This window comes from Enterococcus sp. S86.2, assembly GCF_059834485.2.
This window is the reverse complement of the sequence record NZ_CM206813.1, coordinates 243,099-267,921: the sequence shown is the minus strand read 5'-3', so window position 1 is coordinate 267,921 and position 24,823 is coordinate 243,099. Positions and strand designations below refer to the sequence as shown.

The 24,823-nt window shown below is 37.8% G+C and carries 17 protein-coding genes; 3 read left to right on the top strand and 14 right to left on the bottom strand.

From position 1 onward, the window contains the following. Positions 1-10: 10 nt before the first annotated feature. From AC6R0T_RS01115 to AC6R0T_RS01100, 4 genes are all read right to left on the bottom strand, one after another. Positions 11-583 carry a LemA family protein gene (locus tag AC6R0T_RS01115; RefSeq protein ID WP_303753576.1) on the bottom strand — a complete coding sequence of 191 codons (573 nt, stop codon included), beginning with the start codon at positions 581-583 and terminating at the stop codon, positions 11-13. 479 nt (positions 584-1,062) lie between these two features. Next, complete coding sequence (locus AC6R0T_RS01110; protein ID WP_303753577.1) at positions 1,063-7,149, bottom strand: SpaA isopeptide-forming pilin-related protein; 6,087 nt, start codon at positions 7,147-7,149, stop codon at positions 1,063-1,065. A 642-nt stretch (positions 7,150-7,791) separates the two neighbouring features. Next, positions 7,792-8,100, bottom strand: coding sequence for a DUF4387 family protein (locus tag AC6R0T_RS01105; protein ID WP_230709593.1), 309 nt, complete (start codon positions 8,098-8,100; stop codon positions 7,792-7,794). Between the two features lie 22 nt (positions 8,101-8,122). Then, a complete protein-coding gene (locus AC6R0T_RS01100; protein WP_303753578.1) occupies positions 8,123-9,475 on the bottom strand; it encodes an acyclic terpene utilization AtuA family protein in 1,353 nt (450 codons plus the stop codon). Between the two features lie 187 nt (positions 9,476-9,662). On the opposite strand from AC6R0T_RS01100, the gene AC6R0T_RS01095 reads away from it, so the two are divergent. Beyond that, a complete protein-coding gene (locus AC6R0T_RS01095) occupies positions 9,663-10,574 on the top strand; it encodes a LysR family transcriptional regulator (protein ID WP_303753579.1) in 912 nt (303 codons plus the stop codon). Positions 10,575-10,753: 179 nt separating this feature from the next. Here AC6R0T_RS01095 and ispE read toward each other — a convergent pair whose 3' ends face one another. After that, positions 10,754-11,605 (bottom strand): 4-(cytidine 5'-diphospho)-2-C-methyl-D-erythritol kinase, encoded by an 852-nt coding sequence (gene ispE / locus AC6R0T_RS01090; protein ID WP_230709596.1) that lies wholly within the window; start codon positions 11,603-11,605, stop codon positions 10,754-10,756. A 228-nt stretch (positions 11,606-11,833) separates the two neighbouring features. On the opposite strand from ispE, the gene AC6R0T_RS01085 reads away from it, so the two are divergent. Beyond that, the gene (locus AC6R0T_RS01085) at positions 11,834-12,241 is read left to right on the top strand and encodes an Hsp20/alpha crystallin family protein (protein ID WP_206902619.1); all 408 of its coding nucleotides are present in this window, start codon (positions 11,834-11,836) and stop codon (positions 12,239-12,241) included. A gap of 113 nt (positions 12,242-12,354) precedes the next feature. Here the strand turns inward: AC6R0T_RS01085 and AC6R0T_RS01080 are convergent, their stop codons facing one another. The 9 genes from AC6R0T_RS01080 to treP all read right to left on the bottom strand — a co-directional run bounded on the left by AC6R0T_RS01080 (position 12,355) and on the right by treP (position 21,821). Further along, positions 12,355-12,885, bottom strand: a complete 531-nt coding sequence (locus AC6R0T_RS01080) for a histidine phosphatase family protein (RefSeq protein ID WP_206902620.1) — start codon at positions 12,883-12,885, stop codon at positions 12,355-12,357. Further along, complete coding sequence (locus AC6R0T_RS01075; protein WP_230709598.1) at positions 12,882-13,412, bottom strand: hypothetical protein; 531 nt, start codon at positions 13,410-13,412, stop codon at positions 12,882-12,884. The genes AC6R0T_RS01080 and AC6R0T_RS01075 overlap by 4 nt, the downstream gene beginning before the upstream one ends. Before the next feature lie 56 nt (positions 13,413-13,468). Further along, the gene (gene dgoD, locus AC6R0T_RS01070) at positions 13,469-14,614 is read right to left on the bottom strand and encodes a galactonate dehydratase (protein ID WP_230709600.1); all 1,146 of its coding nucleotides are present in this window, start codon (positions 14,612-14,614) and stop codon (positions 13,469-13,471) included. A gap of 78 nt (positions 14,615-14,692) precedes the next feature. Beyond that, positions 14,693-16,057 carry a PTS galactitol transporter subunit IIC gene (locus tag AC6R0T_RS01065; protein ID WP_303753580.1) on the bottom strand — a complete coding sequence of 455 codons (1,365 nt, stop codon included), beginning with the start codon at positions 16,055-16,057 and terminating at the stop codon, positions 14,693-14,695. Positions 16,058-16,084: 27 nt separating this feature from the next. After that, on the bottom strand, positions 16,085-16,366 hold the full coding sequence (locus AC6R0T_RS01060; protein WP_206902624.1) for a PTS sugar transporter subunit IIB: 282 nt from the start codon (positions 16,364-16,366) through the stop codon (positions 16,085-16,087). Positions 16,367-16,390: 24 nt separating this feature from the next. Next, complete coding sequence (locus AC6R0T_RS01055; protein ID WP_230709602.1) at positions 16,391-16,849, bottom strand: PTS sugar transporter subunit IIA; 459 nt, start codon at positions 16,847-16,849, stop codon at positions 16,391-16,393. A gap of 34 nt (positions 16,850-16,883) precedes the next feature. Further along, on the bottom strand, positions 16,884-17,504 hold the full coding sequence (locus AC6R0T_RS01050) for a bifunctional 4-hydroxy-2-oxoglutarate aldolase/2-dehydro-3-deoxy-phosphogluconate aldolase (RefSeq protein ID WP_303753581.1): 621 nt from the start codon (positions 17,502-17,504) through the stop codon (positions 16,884-16,886). A gap of 23 nt (positions 17,505-17,527) precedes the next feature. After that, positions 17,528-19,567, bottom strand: a complete 2,040-nt coding sequence (locus tag AC6R0T_RS01045; protein ID WP_303753582.1) for a BglG family transcription antiterminator — start codon at positions 19,565-19,567, stop codon at positions 17,528-17,530. Positions 19,568-19,817: 250 nt separating this feature from the next. Beyond that, on the bottom strand, positions 19,818-21,821 hold the full coding sequence (treP, locus tag AC6R0T_RS01040; protein ID WP_206902628.1) for a PTS system trehalose-specific EIIBC component: 2,004 nt from the start codon (positions 21,819-21,821) through the stop codon (positions 19,818-19,820). A 304-nt stretch (positions 21,822-22,125) separates the two neighbouring features. On the opposite strand from treP, the gene AC6R0T_RS01035 reads away from it, so the two are divergent. Continuing rightward, a complete protein-coding gene (locus tag AC6R0T_RS01035) occupies positions 22,126-24,753 on the top strand; it encodes a glycoside hydrolase family 65 protein (protein ID WP_303753583.1) in 2,628 nt (875 codons plus the stop codon). Positions 24,754-24,823 lie beyond the last annotated feature (70 nt).

Here is a 24,823-nt window from a genome sequence, read left to right as displayed (position 1 = left end):
CCCACCACCTTTACTCAAAACTTACATCTGGAACTTTTTCAGCACCAGCGTCAGCTTTAAAGTTAGCTTTCTTTTCAAAACCGAGCATTTTCGCTACGATATTTTTAGGAAAGCGGACTAAATTTTGATTGTAACTTTGAACTTCTGTAATGTAGTTACGGCGTTCCACTGCAATGCGATTTTCGGTTCCTTCTAGTTGTGTCATTAAGGTTTTTACATTTTCGTTCGATGCTAATTGTGGATAGCTTTCTTTAATTACACTAACCATTGTACCGACACTTTGATCGATTTTATTGTCAGCTGCAACTTTTTCTTCTGGTGTTGAAGCCTGATTGTATTCTTTTCTGGCTTGTGTAATCGCAGTGAAAATTTCCGTTTCATGCTTCATACTCCCCTTGACGCTGTTCACCAAATTGGGAATTAAATCTGCTCTACGCTGCATCACGTTTTCTACTTGTGACCACTTTGCATCGACACTGTTTTCGGCACTTGCCAAACTATTGTAGGTGGCAATAAAATAGCCTCCAATCCCGATTACAATAATACCAATTACACCAATAACTGTTAAAGTACTTTTCTTCATTTCATTTCCTCTTTTCCTCCACTTAAAAGTGCGGTTCCCATCCGCCAGTGGCTTTAGCTTATTGTACCATTAAGGCTACCACCTACCTCATACTTAAGTCTGATTTTTATCACTTTACAAAAATATTATAAGAAAAGCTGAGAGCTAGTACGTGAATCTAGACAGCTAGAAAAGCCGAGGAAACTCCTTCAACTGCTAGCAATAAGGTGAAATTTCAATAAATTGTTTCCCAAATTTCTTGAAATTTTGACTTATTGTTACAGCGAGTTAGTTTCAAAGGCTAGACAGCTAGAAAATCTGAGCGTACTTGGCAGCTCTTTGAAAAAAATATCAGAAAGTCATGTTTTAGTGTTCCTTACCAGCAACTAATTTGTGAATTTTTCAATTTTTATGCTTGTCATTATTATTTGACGCAGAACTAAAAAATCACGGTCGGCTACTTTACTTATTGGTAGCGACCGCGATTATTCAGCTTACTTTTATTTCTTTCTTTTCCAGAAATAAACTGCCACAGCACCTAAAATGATAAGTCCAATAATAACCAAGGACTGATTATGCTGATCGTTTGTTTTTGGATAACGAATTTTTCCGTTATTTTTTGGTGGTGTCTCTTTGGTGTTTGGTTCTTTATTATTTGGTTTTGGTGGCAATTTATGGTTAATAATTGCCGCTAATTTAACAGTTTCTGGTTTTCCAGCGGCTTTATCTGGAATAACAAATGAATAGGTTTTTTCGCTTAATTGATAACCCTTTGGTGCTTGGGTTTCTTTAATCGTGTAGTTGCCAGGTGCTAAGTTTGTAAGGGCAACTTTACCATTTTTATCAGCAGTAGCAATCAGCTTAGCTCCATCTTCATTGAAAATATTAAAGACCGCGCCACTTAAAGCATGACCGTGTTCATCTTTTTTTTGCCAAGCGACACTTCCTTTATAATTTTTCATTGTCACTTTAACCAAGCTAGGTTGTCCAGCATTTTCAGCTGAAATAGTAAAGGCTGTAGCTGTCGTGTTTAATAGATAGCCTTTTGGTGATTTCGTTTCAATAAATTGATAGTTACCTGGCGCTAAGTCCTTCACTTGTATCTGACCTTTTTTATCTGTAACTAAATCTTTGGCCACAGTTTTTCCGGCTGCATCTTTTACCGCAAATACTGCATCCGCTAGTGGCTTTCCTTGTTCATCGACTTTTTCAAGTAAGGCGGAACCTTTATAATTGATAACGTCACCTAATTCAAGAATTTCAGGCTTTCCTTGTTGATCTGAAATGGTGAAGGGTTTTGGCGTCGTATCTTTCATGTACCCTTGTGGTGCTTTGGTTTCGATTAAAACGTAATCGCCAGCTGGCAAACCTTTACCATAAATTTCTCCTGTTTCATCAGTGGTGATTTCATGAATTTCATTGCCGTTGTGATCAAAAATCGGCAAGGCTTCACCGATCGGTTGTTTATCTTTTGCCGCAAAAACAGCAAATGTCGCGCCGGCAAGTAATTCTTTTGCTTCGTTTTGTTTATGCGCAATAAACTCTGCTTGATAATTTTCAAAATTCAGCTGATCTATCTGATCGTTTTCCCCTTCCTTTTGTACAACAAAATAAATGGGCTGATTATTAATCACATAACCTGGCGCAGCTTTGGTTTCTACTAATTTGTAGCTGCCGACACCTAAATTATCTAAATCAAGTTCACCGCTATCGGGAACTACGATTCTTCGCTCCAAGTTTTCTTCTCCATCTTCCATGCGGAATAAATCAAATGTCGTCCCCGCAATAGAACCGCCTGAGCCAACTTTTTTAATTACAGCTTTTCCTTTAAAGTTTTGGAAATCACCGAAGTTAATAACTTGCGGATTGCCCGTATAGTGGGTTGGAATTTCCACTTTTACCAACGCCGGGTTTAAAACATACGGATTGCCTTCATCATTTTGCGGCGCTTTGGTTTCTTGGAAATAATAGGTTCCTGGTGCTAATTTATTAAATTGCACCTGCCCATTTTCATCACTTATCCCTTGGGTTAATTTTTGTTTTTGACTATCATATAACGTAAATTCAGCACCTTTTAGTACTTTTTTACTACTATTTACTTTTCGAATTTTAAAAGCACCTTGATAGTTAATAAAATCAGCACTAGCGACAACAACATGTGGTTTACCCTGCTGTTTTTCACTAATTTTAAAAGGTACGGTTTGATCATTAAGTAAGAAACCATCTGGTGCCTTGGTTTCCACAAATTGATAGTTACCGGGTGCTAGGTTCGTTACGGTCACGACACCTTTGGCATTGGAAACAAGATTGCGCGCTACCGTATTCCCCTTAGCATCAACAACTTTAAATACCGCTTTTGCTAATGGATTGCCTTTAGCATCTTTTTTTTGCAATTGAGCGGAGCCCTTATAGTTGATAAAATTGTCGCTTGCATTCACGACTTCAGGTTTTCCGTCGTTATTTGGTTCAATAACAAAGTCAACGGGGGTAGTATTTAAAATATATCCTGCTGGTGCCTTAGTTTCAATGAACTGATATTTTCCTGGTGCCAAGTTTGTGGCCGTTACAACACCTTTATCATCACTGATCAAATCACTTTGTCCCGCAACATCTTTGCCGTTTTCATCCACAACTTTAAAGGTTGCTTTAAAAAGAGGATTACCTTGCTCATCTTTTTTCACTAAGCTAGCACGACCACGATAATTCGTCATCGTCACATGGACTTCTGGAATTTGTCCATCATGTTGTTGATAGACTAAAAAGACATGGGGAGAGTCGTTGCGAATAACGCCTGCCGGAGCAAAGGTTTCCACAAATCGATACATTCCACTTGCCAAACTATCCACTTCTAAAATGCCTTGTTCGTTGGTTTGATCGATCAATAACGGTACATCTTGCCAGAAAGATGATCCGTTAATTTCCGTGGATAGTTTCTCTAGTTTAAAACGGGCCCCGGCCAAGAGGTTGCCTTGTTCATCCACTTTTTTCAAAATAACCTTGTTTGGTTCATTTACTACAACGAGTGGTTTTGCATCTGCAGCTGTTGTTGCCGCTGAAATTTTGATTAACTTGCCAGTGACAAATTCGTCTGCTATGGTGTAGCCTTTTGGCGCTTTGGTTTCTACTAATTTGTAATCGCCGTATGGTAAACCGCCAAAAATAATTTGTCCGTGTTCATCAACTGTTCCTTCCCGTAAAACATGTTCTTTTTTTACATCCCAAAGTTGAAAATGTGCACCAGCTAACGGTGTACTCCCGTCAGCTTTGGTCTTTTGAATGACAATGCGACCACGCTTGCCTGAAGCATTGCCTCCGCTATTATCCACTTTAACTGTTACATCTGCTCCGTCACCGCCATCAACTACTTTACTACCGGTTCCTTTAATTGCGACATGATTAGAAACTTTGTCTTCATTGCCAGTCGCGCTTGATAAAATCAAGCTACGATATTCCATATAATAGGCTGTTTCGATATGTTTCATTTGGACAACTAATTTTTGCTGTCCAGTTTCATTATCTGTTGTAATTGTAACTGTATAATCTTTATCAACTGTTAGCGGCTGACTTTTATCGGGTACAATTGTACCGTCTGCAGCAACTTTAGTTTGATAAATAGCGACAGAATCTTCATCTAGCACTTGATTAATTGACGGTTCGTCTGTGATTGTGACATCATCTAAGGTCGATTGAGCACCGTTAATCATTAAATGCCACAAAACATAATTCGGATCATCTGGATCTTGCAAACCATCTTTTTTTACAGACTCGCCGCCATGTTGAATGGCAACTTGACCGGTAACATCTCGTTTATCTCCGTGATTTATATATTCTGCAACATTATCATATTCCTTTTGCTCATCAATTACTTGGTTAGCTAAAGAAGTTTTAAAACGAATTGCATACGTTTGAGCTACCCCTTGTGGAAATTTAACAGTCAAAGTTTGATCGTTTTTCTCTGTAGGTTCTGTTACAGATAATTCTTTTGTGACATCATTTTTTTCATCAATACGGACGGTGCCATCTGGTTCTGTTTGCGCATTATAAACAGCGACACTGCCTTTAATATAATTTTGATTGGTCAAAATTTTATCTTGTAATTGGGCATCTTGTAGCTGATTGGCACTTAGATTAACAGCAATTGTCCAGGTAATTTCTTTAGTCAGTGCATTGTACGTACCACTTTTTTCAGCATTTAAGGAAAACGGATCGTGGGGTTTAAATGGCTTTTCATCCTCCGAATGATGAGTATTATCCCATTTATCTTGCCAATCAATACCGGCATGGTTTAAAAACGAATCTGGTCCTGTCTGACCATCTGGATCTAGGTCTGAAACATCAAACTCCGTCGTATAGCGAATAATGAAGGCATCATTTGTTTGAGCATATGCCCCTTTTAAAGCAATAGTGAAGCCAGTTTGTTGATTGTGCTCATTTTTTTGAATTTTTAACTCATAGTCTTCTGTTGCAAATAAATGTTTCCCCTCTGTTGTCTCGATAGTTAACTTATAGCCTGTTTCTGTCGTATGATCGCGTTGTAATAATAGTCCTGGCGCGGGATTAAATGTATCGGTTATAACGGCATTTTTCATATCATAATTATTTTTATTTACTTCTAGTGACCAATCGACTGTCTTATTAGCATAATCAACTTTCCCTAAGTTCTTGATGATATTTTGTTGTAGCGCAGTACCATCATCCCCACCTTCTTGGCCGTCACCACCTGTATCGACCACTACTTTATTATCGACAGCTGTATTTTCTGTCACCAATCCATTTACCTTTGTTTTATAATCAATTTTTACTGCATAGTTCAAATCATGGGCAAATTGCAAGACAAACTGATTTTTAGCCTTGTCATAGACGACGGTATAATCCGTTGGTGATACCAAGGTCGCGCCGATGATTTCTTTACCATTCTTATCAAACAAAATGCGATGGACTACTAAAGAATCCTCATCTAAAGTCAAATTATCACTCATCGTGTCGGTCAAGACGGCTGAATCTTTTGCAATATTTTTTTCACCATAATTGTATTTAATATTCCAAGAAAACTCTTGCTTTGCGGCATCATAGCCCGCTTGATTTTTTTCAATTAATTTACCGTAGTTGTTCGTCACCGTCGCCTTAGCTGAAATTTCATCAGGTAATTCATCACTCGTTAAAACAGCTTCATTTTCAAAGTGGACTTTGCCACCTTTATCTGGAATTGCACTTTCTTCAATTGTACTTTGATAGGTAAGACGATACGCTTTGTTAGTTTTACCATTTACGGTTACATTTCCATTCTTATCGACTGTGTACTCACTAGGAGCTAATGTGCGCCCGACTTCTTTAACAGTCCCATCTAAATTCATCACCAATTCATGGACTGTTACCGAATCATACGCAATACCAGTCGGCCATTTTTCTGTAACGGTCAAATTGGTATTTTCTTTCATAGCGTGATTGATATCAACTGTCCATTGCACTTTACTAGGATTTGGCGTGCGATCAAAATGCCCTTGTTTATCAATTTCTGTTTCAGTCGCTGGGCGAATGATAACATCCACTGGTGGTAAATTATCTTCTGTAGGATAGTGAATGGTAATATCACCTGGTCCATCAATATGGCTGGTTTCAAAATGGCTTTCAAAATAGAAATCCCCCGTAATATCACTCGCTTTTGTTACATCTTCTGTAAAAGTAAACCGAACTGTCCCGTCTTTACCAACGAAATAAGTAGCGTACGTTGTTCCATCACTGTCTTTTAACTCCCCAGACATCTCCCGATTTGGAACAAGCTCTGCTGGCAAATGAAATTCAAAGAAATCTCCTGCTTTGATCTGCTGACGCACATCTTCTGGAATCGCCCAATCGTAGGTCAAACGAACCGTTGCATCGGCTGGAATCGGCGGTTCTAGCGGTTGCCCATCTTGATCGGTGTATAAAATATGGCTGTCCGTTATAATTGTGCCACTACCTGAAGAAAAATATGTCCGAATATCATTATTTACAGCAGCACGCATCTTGTTACTCTTAGGTGCTGCCGGCTGACTAGTTGGCTTGGTATTTTCTTTAGTATCTGCTGTGGTAGACGAATTTGTTTTATCAGCGGCTGTACTGGCAGGCGTCGTGGTCTGTGATGTTTCTCTGGTTGTAAAACTAGCAGAAGAACTTGTAGCTTGCGTCTCATCTGTTAGAGGCAGCGTTGCCTTTTGATTGCCATAAGAAAATGCGACTTCTGATTTCAACGCCGAAATGAAATTTGGTGTTCCCGTCATAATCAAAGTATCGGCATGATCTGCTGTAGATGGTGCAATTATAATTTCTTTTTTGCTATTATCGAGCGTTAAAGCTGGCTCTGTTTTCCCAGATTGCCATTTTACCGCTGTCAAATTAAGCTCATTTGAGTAGTGAAGCGTTGCTTGCTTCTCATTTGCGCCACTAATTTTTAGCAGCAACTGATCATCTTTTTGGCTCAATGTCCCTAACGTCCAGTCTGTTGGCAACATTTGTGCGACTGCTGTTAGCGGCATAAAAGCTTGCACCAACAAAATTACTGTCATCAAACAGTAAATTATGCGCTGTCTTATTTTGTCATTTTTCATTTTATTACCCCTTTTAAATAATAATAATTCTAATTTTTGAATCATCCTTATTCAGTATAGGTACCTTTCTAAAGCCAAACAAATGGTTTATACCACTTATCATCATTTTTTTATCACGTTTTAGATATGTTTTCAAAATTTATGAGAATATTTTTGAACTATTTAAAAAACACCGTTTTTAAGAACTTTAGTTATTTTAATAATCCTGCTATTTTATAAGGTAAAAAAAGGGTTCGGTCCGTCAATTGGTTCCGCCTTTATTTTTTTATGTTTGTGATATAATCAATAAAGTTATTTCTATAATCACGTAACCTTAAAATAATTTGATTTTATGAGATATTATCAGAGAAATCACATGCTTTTAATCTTCTTATTTAAAGAAAACTTTTTTAAATATTGAATACGACACTTTAAAATGTTTTTACTATCGATTTTCAGCTAGAATAATTTTCAATTTCGGGAATAGTAATTATAGATTTTTGCCATTTGATTAAAAAATATTCATTTGCGAAATTATAAGCAAGATGTTGAAAAGTCAAAAAAATTCTAAAAAAATAAACGTCATCACCTAATAGGCGATGACGTTTATTTTAGCTACTTTTAGTTTCCTTGGTAATGAATAACATCTAAATTTTAAAAGAACTATTCACACACAATATCCAGCAACGACACATATTGCTGACCACCGTGCATATCACGTTCATTGCGACTGCCTTCAACCGGAACTCGCGGTAAGCTTATTTTGGCAACGTGAATATCTTTTAGACAATAGATCTCTAAATCTTCTGGTTTCACTTGAAAGGATTTTGCAATCAATTTTCGTTCTCTTTCAAATGCGGTGACGATTTTTTCTGTATCCGCCACGTTATCGCAAAAAGCATCAATCGTAAGCCAAAATGGACCTGCGTTCTTACTTCGAATATATTTTACAATTTCTTCAACTGTTTTCATCTGAGACCTCCACCTTTCTTCATTAAATCGTCGCGTAGGCAATGCGGCACAATTCATTCGGATCATCTAGTGACACTGTATGGTACAGTTTGAATTCATAGATAGCTCCGCGTTCCATTTCCGCCGGTGAAAAAATAAAGCCAAAAGAAGGCATTTGTTTTCCTTCAAACATATTATAGTGAAGTAATAGTGGGTTAAATGCTTTGGCAATCTGCGTCGCCAATTCCTGCGTCGTTGCTGTCACTGTTAACATCATCAAAATTTCGTTTGGCACATAATTTTCCGGTACAGCCATTCCGGAAACACCGTTGTATCCATAAGGCCGTAACCAGAAATCATAACTATCTTTTGAAATGCCAGCTTTCTCTAGTTTTTCTACCCCAGCTTTTGCTACTGCGTCAATCCATTGCATCGGTTCCTTCATAATTTTACGATCGCGAATACCTGCCATACTTACGGTTTGAAAACCAGCTACACCAGATCCTTCCAATTTCATCGTATAGGGAAGATATTCAATTGTTGTACCTTCAACCCGTACGGCTGTTTCTGAAAGTGCAGAATATTTAGCATCTTTCGTATCAATTCGAATGCCCGGTTCTGTCAGTTGGACAGGATTAGCATTTTCATAAAGTAAATGGGCCGATACTGAATAAGGAGAAACGGTACTTCCTGGCTGAACGGCACGAATGGTAAAGCCTTTATCATCGACCTCCATAAAAACGCCACCCTGTAATCCAGCACTAGTACATACGCCGCCACATTCTACTGTTTTCGCGGCATGCCAACAAGCCGCAGGATCGCAGCCTTTTAGTAATGGATACGCAGCAATCACAGCCGTATCCGTTGAACGCCCGCCAATAATAATATCTGCGCCATTTTTAAAGGCTTCTTCATATGGTTCTGAACCTAGTAAAGCCACAATCGTATCACACTCATCAAAAGTTTCTTCCGTGATAGCGGGTGCACCATGAAGTGCTTGAATTTGACCAGTACGATATTTTTGTTTGATGATTTCGCGGTCTTGTTGGGAATAAATTTTAGCAATTTTTTTGTGAATACCAGCTTCTTTACATATCTCAACAATCAGCTCATAAACGGTGTCCACGCCTTCATCAGACCCACAAGTACCAGCTGTCCCAATTGTCATGGGAATTTTTAGCTTGTCTGCCCCTAACACCATCCGTTTTAAATCACGTTTCACATCTTTAATTGCATACTTGCCATGACCAGATCCTAAATAGTACGGTCCAGAATCAGTAGAACCCGCATCACTTGAAATAATATCTGGTTTCAGCAAAAGCCCCTCTTCAAAAGCCTCCTCTGTACAGTTCAAACCCACCGCTCCGTATGGAACAAAGACTTTCACACTCTCCATTGTTAATCCCTCCAAAATCAGCTGATAATTTTTAGCCCATTACAGCTGGCCTACTTTTTTTACTTTACTTTATTATAGGTAGCGCATACAATAATGTAAAATTCTTATTTTTGTATTATTTTATAACTTTAATGTTATGAATATGTTGCTTGCAACTTCCTTACTGCTTTCAGATAGGAGAAATATTATGATTAACGAAAAGCAAATTCACTATTTAATGACGGTGGCAGAAGAACACAGTATCACAGCTGCCGCCAAAAAACTCTTTATTTCACAGCCTGCTCTTAGCCGCTTTATCCTAGATATAGAACGCACCCTTGGCACCTCTCTTTTCATCCGCAATCGCGGCAATCTCCATCTCAGTAAAGCTGGCGAGATTTACTTAAGGGGCTGTCAAGATGTACAGCAGATTTTTCAATCTGTTACCAAAGAAATCGCAGAATTAACCCATAGTCACACTGGCAAAATCACACTTGGGGTTACATCCTTGACCGGCGAATTCGTTTTTCCCGCCATTTTAGACGCATTTGAACAAGCATTTCCCCATGTTGAATTAACCTTGAAAGAAGAACGAATGAGCATTTTGTATGACTTGGTAAAAACAGGAGACGTAGATATGGCACTGGTTTATCAAAACTATGATTCCGCCTTAAACTATCATTTTATTTACGAAAATCCAATCTATATCCAAGTTCCCCCTACCTTTGCAACAAAAAATGAAATGAGAAATACAATTGAAACTTTCGCCTTAATTTCAGCAGCTTCTTTGGCCAACCAGCCGATGATCTTACTGAAAAAAGGACGTGAACTGCGTGAAATCGCCGATCGCTTTTTTGAAACCTTCCAACTTGTACCAAACAAAATCTTAGAGACTGAAAATATTCACCTCGCAAGTAATCTGGTCAGTTTAGGCAAAGGGTTCACCTTTGTTCCAGCCATCTTTTTACGCGATAGTTTTCCCAATAAAGACAACAACTTTTATGTTCAAATCACCGACTATCCACTAAAGCGCGAACTGTACTGTTGCCACCGAAAAAATGCTTATTTAACCGAAGCTGAGCAATTTTTGATACGAAAATTGCCTGAAATTTTGGCATAAGGTATGTAGCCTGACAACAAAAAAAGGCACCTTCTCGTAATGAGAAAGTGCCTTTTTGATTGTGAAGAAAATGAAGTGGTGCTCTTTTTTCTACAAAATTCCCGTTGTATACTGCAGCGCTGAGGGTGTATATTTGCGACAATTTCAGGAATGCTCGTTTAAAAAGTGGTGAAGCTTTATTAACTCAATGTCCGAACTAAATAGACCTCGTCACAAAAACCCTTTAGTGCATTATAAACTCGCTGCGCACGGGAATGTTTTTGACACAGGGCAAAACAAGTCGGACCACTACCGCTCATTAAGGCCACGTCCGCTCCGTATTTTACCATTCGATCTTTGATTTGTTGAATAACAGGATGACGTTCAATCGTAATATCTTCCAAACTATTCCCCATGTTGGCAATCATCTGTTCATAATCATTTTCTGCAATCGCCGCCTTCAAAGCTGCAATATTCGGATGATGAATTTTATCTACATCTACTTTAGGAAAAACCGTCCGCGTAGAAACACTGATGCGTGGTTTGACTAAGACTACCCAACAAGGAGGCATCGGTTTAATCGGTGCAACAATTTCACCTTTTCCGCCGACAAAAGAAGTTGTACCATACAGGCAATAAGGAACATCCGTCCCAATTTTAACGCCAATTTCAATCAGCTCGTCAGTTGAAAGGCCCAAGTTCCAAAGTCGATTCATCCCTCTAAGCGCAGCCGCAGTGTCACTACTCCCACCACCTAGTCCCGCTGCTACCGGAATTTGTTTTTGAATCGCAATTTTAACGCCCTTTTCTACACCGTAGCGTTCTTTTAATAATTGTGCGGCTTGATAAACATTATTCCGTTTATCAACTGGTAAAAAGGCTTTATTGGTTTCAATGATGATCTGATCTTCTGGCAATTCTTCTATTGTCAGCCGATCTGCTAAATCAACACTCGCCATGACCATCTCCAATTCATGATAGCCATCTTCTCGTTTGTACAAAACGTCCAAGCCTAAATTGATTTTTGCAGGTGCTTTTTCAATGATCTCCATCTTTCCACCTACCTTTCTCTTTTTGGCAATTTACGCAAAAACTGCCACAATCGTTGTGTATTCTATCATAGCAGAAGATAATTGTATAGTTTAAGAAAAAACCTTTGAAAACACTATTTTAATGATATTTTTCCTTTTTACGATAAATTGATAATACTATTCAAAATATTTGAAGAAAAATGAAGTTAGACCTACAATGTAAGTAGCAAAAGAAAGGTGTGATAAAAAATGGCAGACTTATTTCCCCGTAGCTTTTCGGATGGTGAAGAAATGATTGGCCGCTTAATGAATAATTTCTGGCAAGATCGTTCCTTGGCTACTGATATTAAAGAATTTGACAGTTATTATGAAGTGAAAGCAGATCTTCCTGGCATAAAAAAAGAGGACATCAAAGTCACTTACGCAAACGATACGTTGACAATTCGTGCCAAACACACCGCTAATAGTGAAGAAAAAGATGATGACGGTCATTATTTACGTCGCGAACGTACCAGCAGCACTTATGAACGTAGCTTTGCGATGAAAGATATCGATGAAGAAAACATCAAAGCTTCCTTTGAAAACGGTGTATTAACCTTGGAATTACCAAAAAAAGTCGTCAAAGAAATTCACGGTAAAGATATTCCAATCCAGTAAGTCAGTTCACTACATTTAAAAATTTTTAGCCCCGCAACTTTGGAATTTCGTTGCGGGGCTTTTTGATAAAAAAAATGAGCAGAAAAAATCTGCTCATCCTCCCTAGATTGAAATTAGCCTACACTGTATTGTTTAATTTCTGTGTTAACCAAATTGAAATCTAAAAAATCCTTCATGCTTTTTCCGTAAAAATAATTGTCCACCACGCGACTAACTGCATTATGACAGATGAGAAGAACATCTTCTTTAGCTGCTTCTAATTCAATTAAAAGTGGATAAATCCTACCCGCAACATCTAAAACAGATTCACCATTAGGAAATGGCAGTGACAATTCTACTCTAACTTTTTGAAATTCTACATTTGCAATAGCCTGACCATCATAAATACCAAAATCCATTTCAGTCAACCTTTTATCTGTTATTATAGGCAGCTTTAACTTTTCATTTACAACTTTTGCCGTATCTTGGGCTCGGCTTAAGGGCGAGACAATAATCTTATTAAGATTAATTTTTTCATCCACTATTTTTTGTGCTAAATTTTCTGCCTGTTGGTACCCTACTGGCGTCAATGGAACATCTGCACGACCGCAAATTCTCTTTTCTACATTCCATTGTGTTTGACCATGACGTGCAAGATAAATCATAATTTAGTACTCCTTAGTCTTTTTGCTGGAGATTTCGACTGTTTCTTCTTTGGATCAGATGTTACTTTTTCCTCCGGCATTTCACCAATCACTAATTTATTTTCCAAGCCATTTTGACTTAAAAATTTTTCAATTGACTTTAAATCTTGACTAAACAAGGTAGAAAAGTGGGAATTCTTTCCTTTGTAAAACGTGACAAAAGTTTCACCTAAACGGCTATCTTCTAACTGAATTGCTTCAAATTGTTGATAATCACCTGTGAGAATACCAAATTTGATTAAGCGCTTTTGTGTCAATCCTTCTCTTAATAAACCGATTGAAGCAATCATAATAGCAAAAATGCCCAGTTTGATTTGATCAGCTAATTGTTGTGGCCAAAAGATAATTAAAACACTGACTGCCAAGGTTAACATTAAGCCGACTTTGATAAAATTACGTTTTGCTAAAATGACTACTTCTTTTTGATCTCTAATTTGAATGAAAAGAAGTATCACCAAAAAAGCTCCGATAACAATGGCTTCAGCCATTTCAATCAACTACCTTTCCTATTAAACCTAAGATAAAACTATTTTGCTACCCATGACTACCATTCCGCTATGGTACCATCATAGTTTTTCCATTGTGGGTTCGTCCAAACTAAACCTTCTTGTGCAATTTCTTTGATTTTATCTTCATCCATAATTAAACCCAAGCCAGGTTTATCCGGCAAATCAACGAAACCATCCTTATATTGGAAAACCTCTTTATTTTTGACAAAATCTAATAAGTCAAACCCTTTATTGTAGTGAATACCCAGACTTTGTTCTTGAATGAAAACATTCGGTGTGCAGGCATCTACTTGCAATGTTGCCGCTAATGCTACCGGTCCATATGGTGCATGAGGTGCAACGGCCATGTCATAAGCTTCCGCCATAGCAGCAATTTTCCGTGTTTCTAAAATCCCGCCACACAAAGCAACGTCTGGCTGAATAATATCAATAGCACCTTGCTTGAAAATATTCTTAAATTGCCAACGCGTATACAATCGTTCGCCCGTTGCTAATGGTACGGCAACTGAATTAGCGACTTCTTTGAAATGTTCTTCATTTTCTGGTAACACAACTTCTTCTAGGAACATTGGATGATAAGGTTCTAAAGCTCTTGCCAACACCTTAGCCATCGGTTTGTGAACCCGACCGTGGAAATCAACACCAATCGCCATCTTATCCCCAAATCTTTCACGAATAGATGCCACGCGTTCAACGACCTCATCAACTTTTTCATAAGAATCAATGTAGTGTAACTCTTCTGTTGCGTTCATTTTTACCGCAGTAAAGCCGCGATCAAACCGATCTTGCGCCTGTTCCACAACCTCGCTAGGGCGATCGCCGCCAATCCATGAATAGACTTTTATTTTATCTCTGGCAGCGCCGCCTAACAATTCATAGACAGGAACATTGAAAGCTTTCCCTTTAATATCCCATAATGCCATTTCTAATCCAGAAACAATCGTGCCATTAATTGGGCCACCACGGAAAAAGGAACGGTGCATTTCTTGAAATAATCGTTCAATTTCAAAAGGATTACGGCCAATCAAGCGATTTCCAATTTCGTAAGCACCTGCTACGACAGTTTCTGTTTTGGTACCAGAAATCATTTCCCCCCAACCATCAATTCCCTCATCTGTCGAAACTTTTACAAAAATCCAACGTGGTTTCACTTTGTATACGGTAATATTTGATATTTTCACAGTATCTTCGCTCCTTTATTCAGACTGTTAATTTCTAACAGTCTGAATAGCATGAAATTTTTTGAAATTTTACTCATCTTATTCTGTAACAGGCTCTTCTGTTTCTTTATTGATGTGTTTTACTTTATCAAAGTAATACCAAGCTGAGGCAAATACGATAAGTAAAATCGGAATACCAATAAGTGGTTGGTAAGAAAATGCTAAGAATACTAAATAGCTTTGAATCATTGAGGTTGCAGCAAATGATGAAATCAGCATCGAACTTGAACCTAGATCAATGCCTATTTGTTTTGCAATCGCCGTTAAAATTGGAGAAGTTGCAGTGCCACACCATAGCAATGACGCTGTAACAACTAGCCCAATCACGATATTTTTCAATAAGTTGCCTCTTGTTAAAGCAACAACCATTGCTACGCGAAAAGGCACTACTGCTAAATCAGCAAACGGCAATACGCGATTTCCAGGTAACACTAAAGCCATTGCAATTGTTAACGGAATAATGATCAATGCCGTCGTAATAACGTCGGGATTGCCGACAACTACTGCAGCATCCAAACCAATAAATAAGCGACGACCTTTGAATTTTTCTTGTGACCATTTTTGTGCTGCATCAGAAATTGGCATTAAGCCTTCCATAAATAGCGCTGTCATTTTTGGAATTAAAACCAAAACTGCCGACATACTAACACCTAATTGCAATACAGCTTTAATGTCATATCCAGCTAGAAAACCAATCACTAAGCCAATAACCAAGCCCATAATCATTGAATCACCAAAAAATCCCAAGTATTTTTGTGCGTCTTTAATAGTGAATTTTGATTTGCGGAAAAAAGGAATTTTATCCAACAGCCAATTTAGTGGCCATGCAATTACAAGTGAAGACAATGCCGACACGGTTGGTAAAGATACTCCTGGTATCCCAAAGAAATCTTCTACTAACGGCTGTGACCAGTCAGACATTTTAAAGGTAATAACTGCCATTACAACAGATGCGCCCACGCCAAGAAATACATTTTTTGTTACGAAGTACACCATAACCCCAACAATTGCCATGTGATGATAATTCCAAATATCGACATCTAATGTTTGAGTCTTTTTCAAGATCAATAACACAATATTAACGATTAAAATTGCAAAAATTAAAACGGCAATAATAGGAGATGCCCACGTTACCGCGGCAATTGATCCCCACCCGACATCTAAAGCATCTAGTTTTACACCTGTTCGTTCTACCATCGCTTTTGCAGCTGGTCCAACATTGGTGGTCATAAAGTCTAAAATCAATTTGATACCTGCAAAACCAATTGCTAGCGTCAACCCTGACTTGAATGCTCGGGTAATTTTCAATCCAAAAATCAATCCAATAATTGTAATAATTACCGGCAACATTACGGTTGGACCAGCGTCAATGAAGAAATTAAATACACTCATAATAATATTCATGTTAGTCTTCTACCTCCGATTTATTGATTAGTCTTGTAGTTTTGCTAAGATTTCTTCCATCGTTTTATCTGCGCCAATTCCCGTTAAGATTGGCATGCCTTTAACCACAGGAACATCTCCTGTTTGCCCATCAAATTGACCTGTCGTTACTAACAAATCGTAGCCTTGAACTTTTCCAGGCACTTCCATTAATTTTGTCTGTGTCGTTTCAACCTGTACACCATGTTCCGTTAAATAATCTTTGACCTTTGAAGCGACTACTGTTGACGTTGCAATTCCATTTCCACAAGCTACTAAAATTCTTTTCATAATAAATTCCTCCAATTTATTTTTTTAATTAATTGCTGTTTCTACTAGTTTTAATAACTCTTGATCATTACGAGCATTGACCATTTCTTGTCTTAATGGTTCATCTTGAATTAAACCCACAATTTTTTGTAACATCTCTACTTGACCATGGGGCTCGCCAATCGCCATCATGATAATAATTTGAACAGGTAGTGTCGCTGCATTTTCTTCCATATTGTGAAATTCAATTGGTTCTTTTAATGTTGCAATAGCTAAGGTTGTTTTTTCTACCAACTCATAATTCGCATGTGGAATTGCCACAGCTGGTTGGGTTGAAGGCAATCCAGTTGGATATTCCTTTTCTCTTTCCTTAATTGCTACAATATATTTTTCTTTTACATAACCTTTTTCAAATAATTGCTCTGCTAAATAACCCAAAGCATCATCTGCATCCTTTACGTCAAGATCACGAAAGACTAATTCTTCATGAAGATATACTTCCATCTGTTTTCCTCCTCAAAACTCACCTGAAAATTTATTATTTTATCCTTTCCAATAATAATTGCAGCGATTTTGCTAAATTGGGGATATTTAACTCTTTTAAATCTTCTTTGTTAAACATGCCCGATCCAAGCCCTAAATAACTGGCCTGATTTTCAAAAAATGCTCTTGCATTATCTGTACTCACTCCGCCGACACCCATCAATGGTAATTTTCCCAAAGGTGCTTGAACATCTTTAAAGAAACGCGGAGTCACAACCGCTGCCGGAAAAATTTTAACAATGTCAGCACCATTCTTAAACATCTCATCAATTTCAGAAGGCGTCATTGCCGCTGGAACTGCCAAGATATTTTTTTCATTAGCAAACGCTAACATTTCTTTTGTAAACACATGTGGTCCCAAAAGGAATTTTGCACCTGCTGCATAGGCTGCTTTAGCATCTTCAATTGTTCGAACAGTTCCAGCACCAATCTTTATTTTGTCACCAAATTGGGCGTTTAACTGTTTAATATTTTCCAATGCATTTTCTGTATTCAAGGTCATCTCTACGGCATAATCTTTTTCAAAACCGTTCATTGCTTTTAAAATCGCCTCGGCTTGTTCAAAAGAATAACCTCGCATAATAATAGTCAATTTGGGATACTCTTCTAATTTCATTTTTTCTCCTTTCAATTACTTCGTTACGTATGTTGTCGGATTAATTGGTAACTCGTGACTTCGTCGGATTGTTTCAATTTTTGAATCAATTCATCATTTTCACTAATGGCCGCAATTTGATTAATTGCACGCAGATGTCTTGTTAAATCATAAAAAGCAAGTGGCATAACCAAAGACACTTGATGCCCGCCAGGAAATTCTATTGGTTCTGGACTAATCAACAAACTTACACCATCTCTTAAAACACCATGATCTGTGGTTGTGTGAGGAATACAGGTTTGACTTCCAAGATAACCAGAGTAATTTACATCCTTAATTTGACGGATACAATCCTCATAAAAGCGCTCATCAATAATGCGACTTTCCAGTAAAGGCTGACACGCGATTTTCACTGCATTTTGCCATATAACTGGCTGATTTATAACGGTGATAAAATTAGGCTTCAAATAATGTGTTAAAGCTGGTAACACTTTATGGTTTTCTAAAGACGTATTGTTATTCGCTTGCAATAGAAAATATTGCAATTCTTCTTTTAGATTACGTAGACTGCTAATTTTGGCATGTTTTTGAATAATTCCAATTAGCTCATCCACTGCCTGATCCATCTGATCAATTCCTAAATCGCTTAGTACACGATAACGTAAACTAATCTGCTCTTTATACGACATAATCGGATCAACAATGAATTGGACTAAATTAGTTTTTAACGGTGTCGTGGTAAAAACCAAATCATAATCTTCTTCAAAATGATAAAAATCTCTAACAGAAAATGAAGCTAGAAAATGGATCTCTGGAAACAACTGTTTTAAACTTTCTCGCATCAACTTTGAAACCATTACACCATTCGTACAAACAACAACAGCTCTGGGTTTTTGCTTTTGATGTTTGCTATGACTTGTTAACTGGAAGCCAAAATAGTAAGACAATAAGTTTAGTTCATCCTCAGGAAAGGCTTTGCCCAACCATTTTTCAATCGGTGTAATCAGTTCTTTCATCAATTCCACTAAAATCCCATGATTACTATCTTGGATTAAATTTTCTAACGAATATACACCTAGACTCAAGTTATATCGAATTCTGAAACAGGCAGGTCGTAAATGATTCAAAATTCTCCGTTCAAAACTTTCTCTGTCTTCTATCACAATTAATGTCTGATTTTGAAATATTTCTACCATTTGGTGAATGAGACGTCGTAGTTGTAAGTCGGAATCAAAATCTTGCGTTGTTTTTTTCTCAAAAATATTGGAAGTTAAAAATAATAATGTTAGCCACTCCAAGTATTTTTGATTTAACTGCCAACTTGTTTCACTCACTAATATTTGTAGCAACTTGAATTCAGGGGTTTGGCTGACGCGTTCTTGTAAAAAGTCTGAATTACTTTTTTCTCGTAAACCACGACTAATTAAAAAGCGCGCTGCCGATTGCAAGTAGTCTACCGATTCGTCTGAGTAACTCAAGTGCAGCATTTGTTCCATACCATGAATAAGATGGATAATTTCTTCTTCGCTAACATTTGTTGCTAAAAAATCACGCACCTTGTCCTCTTGAAAAATAGGATGCTGGTGAACCATATCAGACATTAGTTGCAAAAGGCGGTGTTCTGACCCCTTTAAACTGTATCCATTTATTCGATCGTAAACTAACTCCAACTCATATTTGGATGCCAACCATTCTGACTTCTTTAAATCTTCAATAATTGTACTTTTACTAACATCTAACAAATCTATAAAATGATCCAATCCAACATAGCCAGTATCTGTTACTAAAAGCATTAAGATCAAAGCGGCCCGATCACTTTCAGATAAACCATCAGCGATGCTATAAAAATTCTGCTTATTTTCTTCAACTGTCAGCATTTGAATAACTTCTAATGGAATTTCAAAATCTCCACTATGGTTTCGTTTAATCTTTGGAATTTTTTTTAATTCCAATTCACTATTAAAAGTATTGATAGCATAGTTAATTTGACGCTTAGTTAAACTTAACTTTGTTGTTAAATCATTCATTTTTAACTCAGGATTGCGAATCAATAAAGAAAGAATTTTCCGGATACGTTCATTCATTTGTATTACCTCCTGGCACTTTTCATTATAAAATCTTTTCAAGTCACTTTGTTCACGCTTTCATATCAGAATTTGTCACACATTAAATTATCTCTTGTCACGCCTTAATAATAACTTTAACCATCGGACGAAAAAGTAAGGTAGAAGAATTATTCTTCTACCTTACCAGATTTTATGATTAGATAATTTTTAATTAAAAAAATAAGCCCAACACCATAACAGTGCGGGCTTATATTATTTACTAAATATCCTACTCCATTACCTCAACTTCACCAATTTTAGTTTGTTGGGCAATCTCACCGGTTTTATTTAAGGTGAAGCCGGCGATTTTTTCAGTGTTGGTAAAGGCAACGACGACGTCTGTTTTTTTACCTGCAGCTAATACTTCCTCTAAATTCATAAGTGATAATAATGTATCCGGCGTAACGGTATCGCCAACTTTAACTAACACCTCAAATGGTGCGCCTTTCAATTCCACAGTGTCTAAGCCCATGTGAACTAAAACTTCAGCACCTCCTGGCGTTTTAATGCCAATTGCGTGTTTTGTTTCAAAAATACTCATGACTTTACCATGCACTGGCGCATAAATTTCTTGTGCCTTAGGTTTAACGGCAAAACCGTCACCCATCATTTTTTGCGAAAAGACTGGATCTGATACCTGACCAATAGCGATAACTTCCCCTTCTACCGGAGCAAAAATATCTTCTTTTGTCACAACCCCCGGAGCGTTATCTGAAACACTGGCTCCTTCAGCTGGATGAGTCACGCTAACAGCTGGTCCGCCAGCAGTTGCCATAGCAAAGCCGCTTTCGTCTAATTGTGGTTCCAATTTATTCAAAACTTTAACCTTACGGAAGACAAAGGTCATTACAAAAGTAATTACCATTGTAACCAGCATGGAAATAAACACCATTGGATAATTTTCAATCTTAAAGGACAAGAAGCCTGGTAGACCGCCGACCCCAATACCCAAAGCACGAGTATTGGTAATGGTAATCAACATGCCTCCAATTGCAGAACCTACCATGGCAGCTACAAATGGATAGACATACTTCAAGTTAATCCCAAACATTGCCGGTTCTGTTACCCCAAGGTAAGCAGAAATAGTTGCCGGCACAGAAATTTGTTCTTCTTTTTTGTTGCCGCGATGTTGGAAGTAAACAGCTAATACTGCTGTACCTTGCGCAATATTTGATAACATAATCATTGGCCATAAGTTTGTTGATCCAAAATCAGCTACTAATTGTGAATCGATGGCTAATGTGGTGTGGTGCAGCCCGGTAATAACCAACGGCGCATACAAACCACCAAAGACTAAACTGAACAACCAGCTGAAAGATGAAGATAGACCAGCGTTTACAACGTAAGAGATTCCTGAACCGATCTGCCAGCCAATTGGGCCTAAAATCATATGTGCAGCCAAAATTGTTGGTAATAATGAAAACAGCGGTACAAAAATCATCGAAACTGCTTCTGGAATGTGTTTTCTAAAGAAGCGTTCCAAGTAAACCAACATGAAACCAGCCAACATTGCTGGAATCACTTGCGCTTGATACCCGATTTTTTCAATGGTGAAAAAACCAAAATCCCACGTCCAATTTTTCGCGATATCAGCAGCACTCGTACCATTTACAGCATAAGCATTTAATAATTGCGGAGAAACTAATGTAATCCCTAAAACAATCCCTAAAATTTGTGTTGTTCCCATTTTACGCGTAATTGACCATGTGATACCCACAGGTAAGAAGTGGAAAATTGCTTCACAAGGCAGCCACAAGAAACCATTAACACCATTCCAAAAAACAGATGATTGTGTAATCGTTTGACCACCCAGCATCTCTAGGGGCACACCTTCTAAAAAGTTACGGAAACCTAGCATCAAACCACCGACGATAATGGCCGGTAATAATGGCGTAAATATTTCTGCCAAAACGCCAATTAAACGTTGTGCAATATTTTGATTTTGTTTAGCCGCAGCTTTACTAGCCTCTTTTGAAACGCCTTCAATTCCTGATACTGCTGAAAAATCATTGTAAAAATCTGGTACTTCATTGCCGATGATAACTTGAAATTGTCCAGCGTTTGTAAACGTGCCTTTGACGCTCGACAAATCTTCAATGGCCGGTACATTTGCTTTACTATCATCATTTAAAACAAAGCGCATCCGTGTAACACAGTGGGTAACTGCAGCGATATTTTCTTTACCGCCTAATTCTTTCAACAATTGCTCAGCATCTTGTTGGAATTTTCCCATTGTTAAAACCCCTTTCATTTTAAAACTTGTATATATAAGTTTATCAACTAAAGCAATCATACCTTGCATACCATTTTTTTGCAAGCGTTTTATTAACAAAAAACGTAATTTTCTCATTTTAAAAAAATTACTTACCTTATATAAAGCGTGAAATTATCACACTTAAAAATAGCAATTTTTTTCAATTTCAAATTTCACTGTTATTATCATTATATTTTAAATTTACTTTTAACAGTTGAAATCGTTATCAACTTGTCTTATAATTAAGCTACATGTATAGACAAGTATCAGAGAGGAGCATTTTATGAAGCTGGCAGAAATAAATACACAAAAAAAGAATTGGCAAGTGACTTTACCAACAGAAACACTGACTGTAACAGGAACTGTCAACGAAAAAGCGCAGCAATTAGTTACTATCCTGACTGACACAGCAATAAATGGTGGAATGATCACAGGAGATGAGGTCATACTAGATCAACCTGATGGCATTTTCGAATTAAGTCAGTGGTTAACAGAAAAACTAAATTTACCTTTTGTTTTAGCAACAGATAATTTTACTAAAGCTGCCGAAGACTTAAAATGGCAAGTGACTTATCACGGCTATCGTCCAGGAAAAGACGAATATTCGGTTGAATCACTTTTAACGGTCGGCAATGGATTTATGGGATTGCGGGGAACCATGCCGGAAATGGAAATTAGCGATGACCACTACCCTGCTACTTATTTAGCCAGCCTATATAACACTGCAGCTTCGATCGTGGCAGATCAGACAATTTATAACGAAGATTTTGTAAATGCGCCCAACTTGCAGAAAATTTACTTGATTGTTGACGATGAAAAAATTGCTTTTGAAAAAGATCAAATCAAAAAATTAACGCGAACATTGCATATGAAAACCGGTCTATTTACCGCTAATGCCATCGTGACCACAAAGTCTGGTAAAGATATTGCCATCAAAGTCAAAAAAATCGCCAACATGGAACATACTGCGCAATACAGCATCCATTATGCTTTTATGCCGCTAAACTTTTCTGGTACTGTCACGGTCGTAACAGAAGCAGATGGCGACGTCTATAACTACAATGTCGCCCGTTACCGCAGTTTAACCAAAGACCATTTGGATATTACGAGACTTCACGCAACAGGCAAAAAAGCCCTCTTAGTGGCTAAAACAAAAGCTTCTGAGATTACAGTCACTCAGTATTCTGAACTTTTCAGTGATACCCTTGATTTAACGCAATTGGAAAATACGCAGACAGATAAAGTGATCCGTCAAAAAATTACCTTTTCTGCTGCCAAAAATACTTGGTACAGCTTGGACAAAACCGTAAGTGTGGCCCAACGCCGTAAAGAAGAGTCTCCTCTTGAAATTGATCTGAATACAATTACACTACCTGATTTTAAAACCAGTGCAGCGCAATCAGCTATCGCTTGGCAAATTTTGTGGGACAAAGCAGCCATTACAGTCAGCGGGGATTTAATGAGCCAAAAATTATTAAATCTCCACACGTATCACCTGCTTTGTTCCGCGTCACCTAATGGAAATAAAGGCTTAGATGCTTCAATTACCGCACGGGGATTACACGGAGAAGCTTATCGCGGTCATATTTTTTGGGATGAATTATTTATTTTACCGTTTTATATTATTCATTTTCCAAAAACAGCGCGAGAAATTCTGTTATACCGTTACCGTCGGTTAAAAGCAGCTAAAATCGATGCCAAAAAAGTGGGCTATAAAGGGGCCATGTTCCCATGGCAGTCTGGTTTAGAGGGCACTGAACAATCACAAGAACTACACTTAAATCCGATTAGCGGCAAATGGAAAGAAGACCACAGTCGCCTGCAACGCCACGTTTCTTTAGCTATTGCTTATAATATTTGGCAGTACTTTAATAACGCCCAAGACGAAGATTTTATGAAGCAATACGGTTTAGAATTGATGCTAGAAATTGCTCACTTCTGGGAAAGTGCTGCAATTTGGGATGAAAAACTAGAACGCTACTCCATTGATCATGTCATGGGACCTGACGAGTTTCACGAAAGCTATCCCAATTCTGAAAAAGGCGGTCTAAAAAACAATGCCTATACGAATATGATGGTCGTTTGGCTGTTTGAAGAAATTGCACGACTACAAGAAGTTTTGCCAACCGACTTTGCGGCAACTGTCGAAAAATCCGGCATCTCGGCTGAAACATTGCACCGAATGAAAGATATTAAAAATAAATTGGCCTTGGAAATTAACGAAGACGGGATTATTGCCCAATTTGAAGGCTACTTTAATTTAAAGGATTTAGATTGGGATTATTACCAAGAAAAATATGGCAATGTTTACCGCATGGATCGCATTTTAAACGCAGAAGGCCATTCTGCTGACGAATACAAAGTGGCTAAGCAAGCTGACAGTTTGATGATTTTCTATAACTTTCCGCAACAAAAAGTGGATGAAATCTTACAAGACTTAAACTATGACTTGCCAGCTGATTACGTAACGAAGAATCTGGCTTATTATTTAGCACGAACTTCCCATGGTTCCACTTTATCTCGTGTTGTGCACGCACAGCTTGCGGCAATGGTTGATGACCAAGATTTAGCTTGGCAACTGTACAAAGAGGCACTTTATTCTGATTATCGCGATATTCAAGGTGGTACAACTGCCGAAGGAATTCACGCAGGCGTGATGGCGGCCACACTTTATATTCCATTAACTACTTTTGCTGGTTTGGATATTCGTCAAGAAGTCTTGAACTTAACACCAAACTTGCCAAAAGCTTGGGAATCCCTTTCCTATAAATTAAAAATTCGCGGTGTCCACTTTGCTATTGCCTTAACCCACAGAAAAATTATTATTACAGCTGACGAGACAATTACAATTAAAGTTTGCGGCAAACCTGTTACACTAGAGGCAGGCGTGAAAACAGCGGTTTCATATTAAATAATCGTAGCTGTAGGTCATAAAACTAAAAACGGGATTTAGCCTGCAGCTTTTTACAAACAAAAAAAGG

What these genes read in the sequence shown, in the direction of transcription:
- AC6R0T_RS01115 (WP_303753576.1), bottom strand. Translation starts at nt 583, where the DNA reads ATGAAGAAAAGTACTTTAACAGTTATTGGTGTAATTGGTATTATTGTA.
- AC6R0T_RS01110 (WP_303753577.1), bottom strand. Translation starts at nt 7,149, where the DNA reads ATGAAAAATGACAAAATAAGACAGCGCATAATTTACTGTTTGATGACA.
- AC6R0T_RS01105 (WP_230709593.1), bottom strand. Translation starts at nt 8,100, where the DNA reads ATGAAAACAGTTGAAGAAATTGTAAAATATATTCGAAGTAAGAACGCA.
- AC6R0T_RS01100 (WP_303753578.1), bottom strand. Translation starts at nt 9,475, where the DNA reads ATGGAGAGTGTGAAAGTCTTTGTTCCATACGGAGCGGTGGGTTTGAAC.
- AC6R0T_RS01095 (WP_303753579.1), top strand. Translation starts at nt 9,663, where the DNA reads ATGATTAACGAAAAGCAAATTCACTATTTAATGACGGTGGCAGAAGAA.
- ispE (WP_230709596.1), bottom strand. Translation starts at nt 11,605, where the DNA reads ATGGAGATCATTGAAAAAGCACCTGCAAAAATCAATTTAGGCTTGGAC.
- AC6R0T_RS01085 (WP_206902619.1), top strand. Translation starts at nt 11,834, where the DNA reads ATGGCAGACTTATTTCCCCGTAGCTTTTCGGATGGTGAAGAAATGATT.
- AC6R0T_RS01080 (WP_206902620.1), bottom strand. Translation starts at nt 12,885, where the DNA reads ATGATTTATCTTGCACGTCATGGTCAAACACAATGGAATGTAGAAAAG.
- AC6R0T_RS01075 (WP_230709598.1), bottom strand. Translation starts at nt 13,412, where the DNA reads ATGGCTGAAGCCATTGTTATCGGAGCTTTTTTGGTGATACTTCTTTTC.
- AC6R0T_RS01065 (WP_303753580.1), bottom strand. Translation starts at nt 16,057, where the DNA reads ATGAATATTATTATGAGTGTATTTAATTTCTTCATTGACGCTGGTCCA.
- AC6R0T_RS01060 (WP_206902624.1), bottom strand. Translation starts at nt 16,366, where the DNA reads ATGAAAAGAATTTTAGTAGCTTGTGGAAATGGAATTGCAACGTCAACA.
- AC6R0T_RS01055 (WP_230709602.1), bottom strand. Translation starts at nt 16,849, where the DNA reads ATGGAAGTATATCTTCATGAAGAATTAGTCTTTCGTGATCTTGACGTA.
- AC6R0T_RS01050 (WP_303753581.1), bottom strand. Translation starts at nt 17,504, where the DNA reads ATGAAATTAGAAGAGTATCCCAAATTGACTATTATTATGCGAGGTTAT.
- AC6R0T_RS01045 (WP_303753582.1), bottom strand. Translation starts at nt 19,567, where the DNA reads ATGAATGAACGTATCCGGAAAATTCTTTCTTTATTGATTCGCAATCCT.
- treP (WP_206902628.1), bottom strand. Translation starts at nt 21,821, where the DNA reads ATGGGAAAATTCCAACAAGATGCTGAGCAATTGTTGAAAGAATTAGGC.
- AC6R0T_RS01035 (WP_303753583.1), top strand. Translation starts at nt 22,126, where the DNA reads ATGAAGCTGGCAGAAATAAATACACAAAAAAAGAATTGGCAAGTGACT.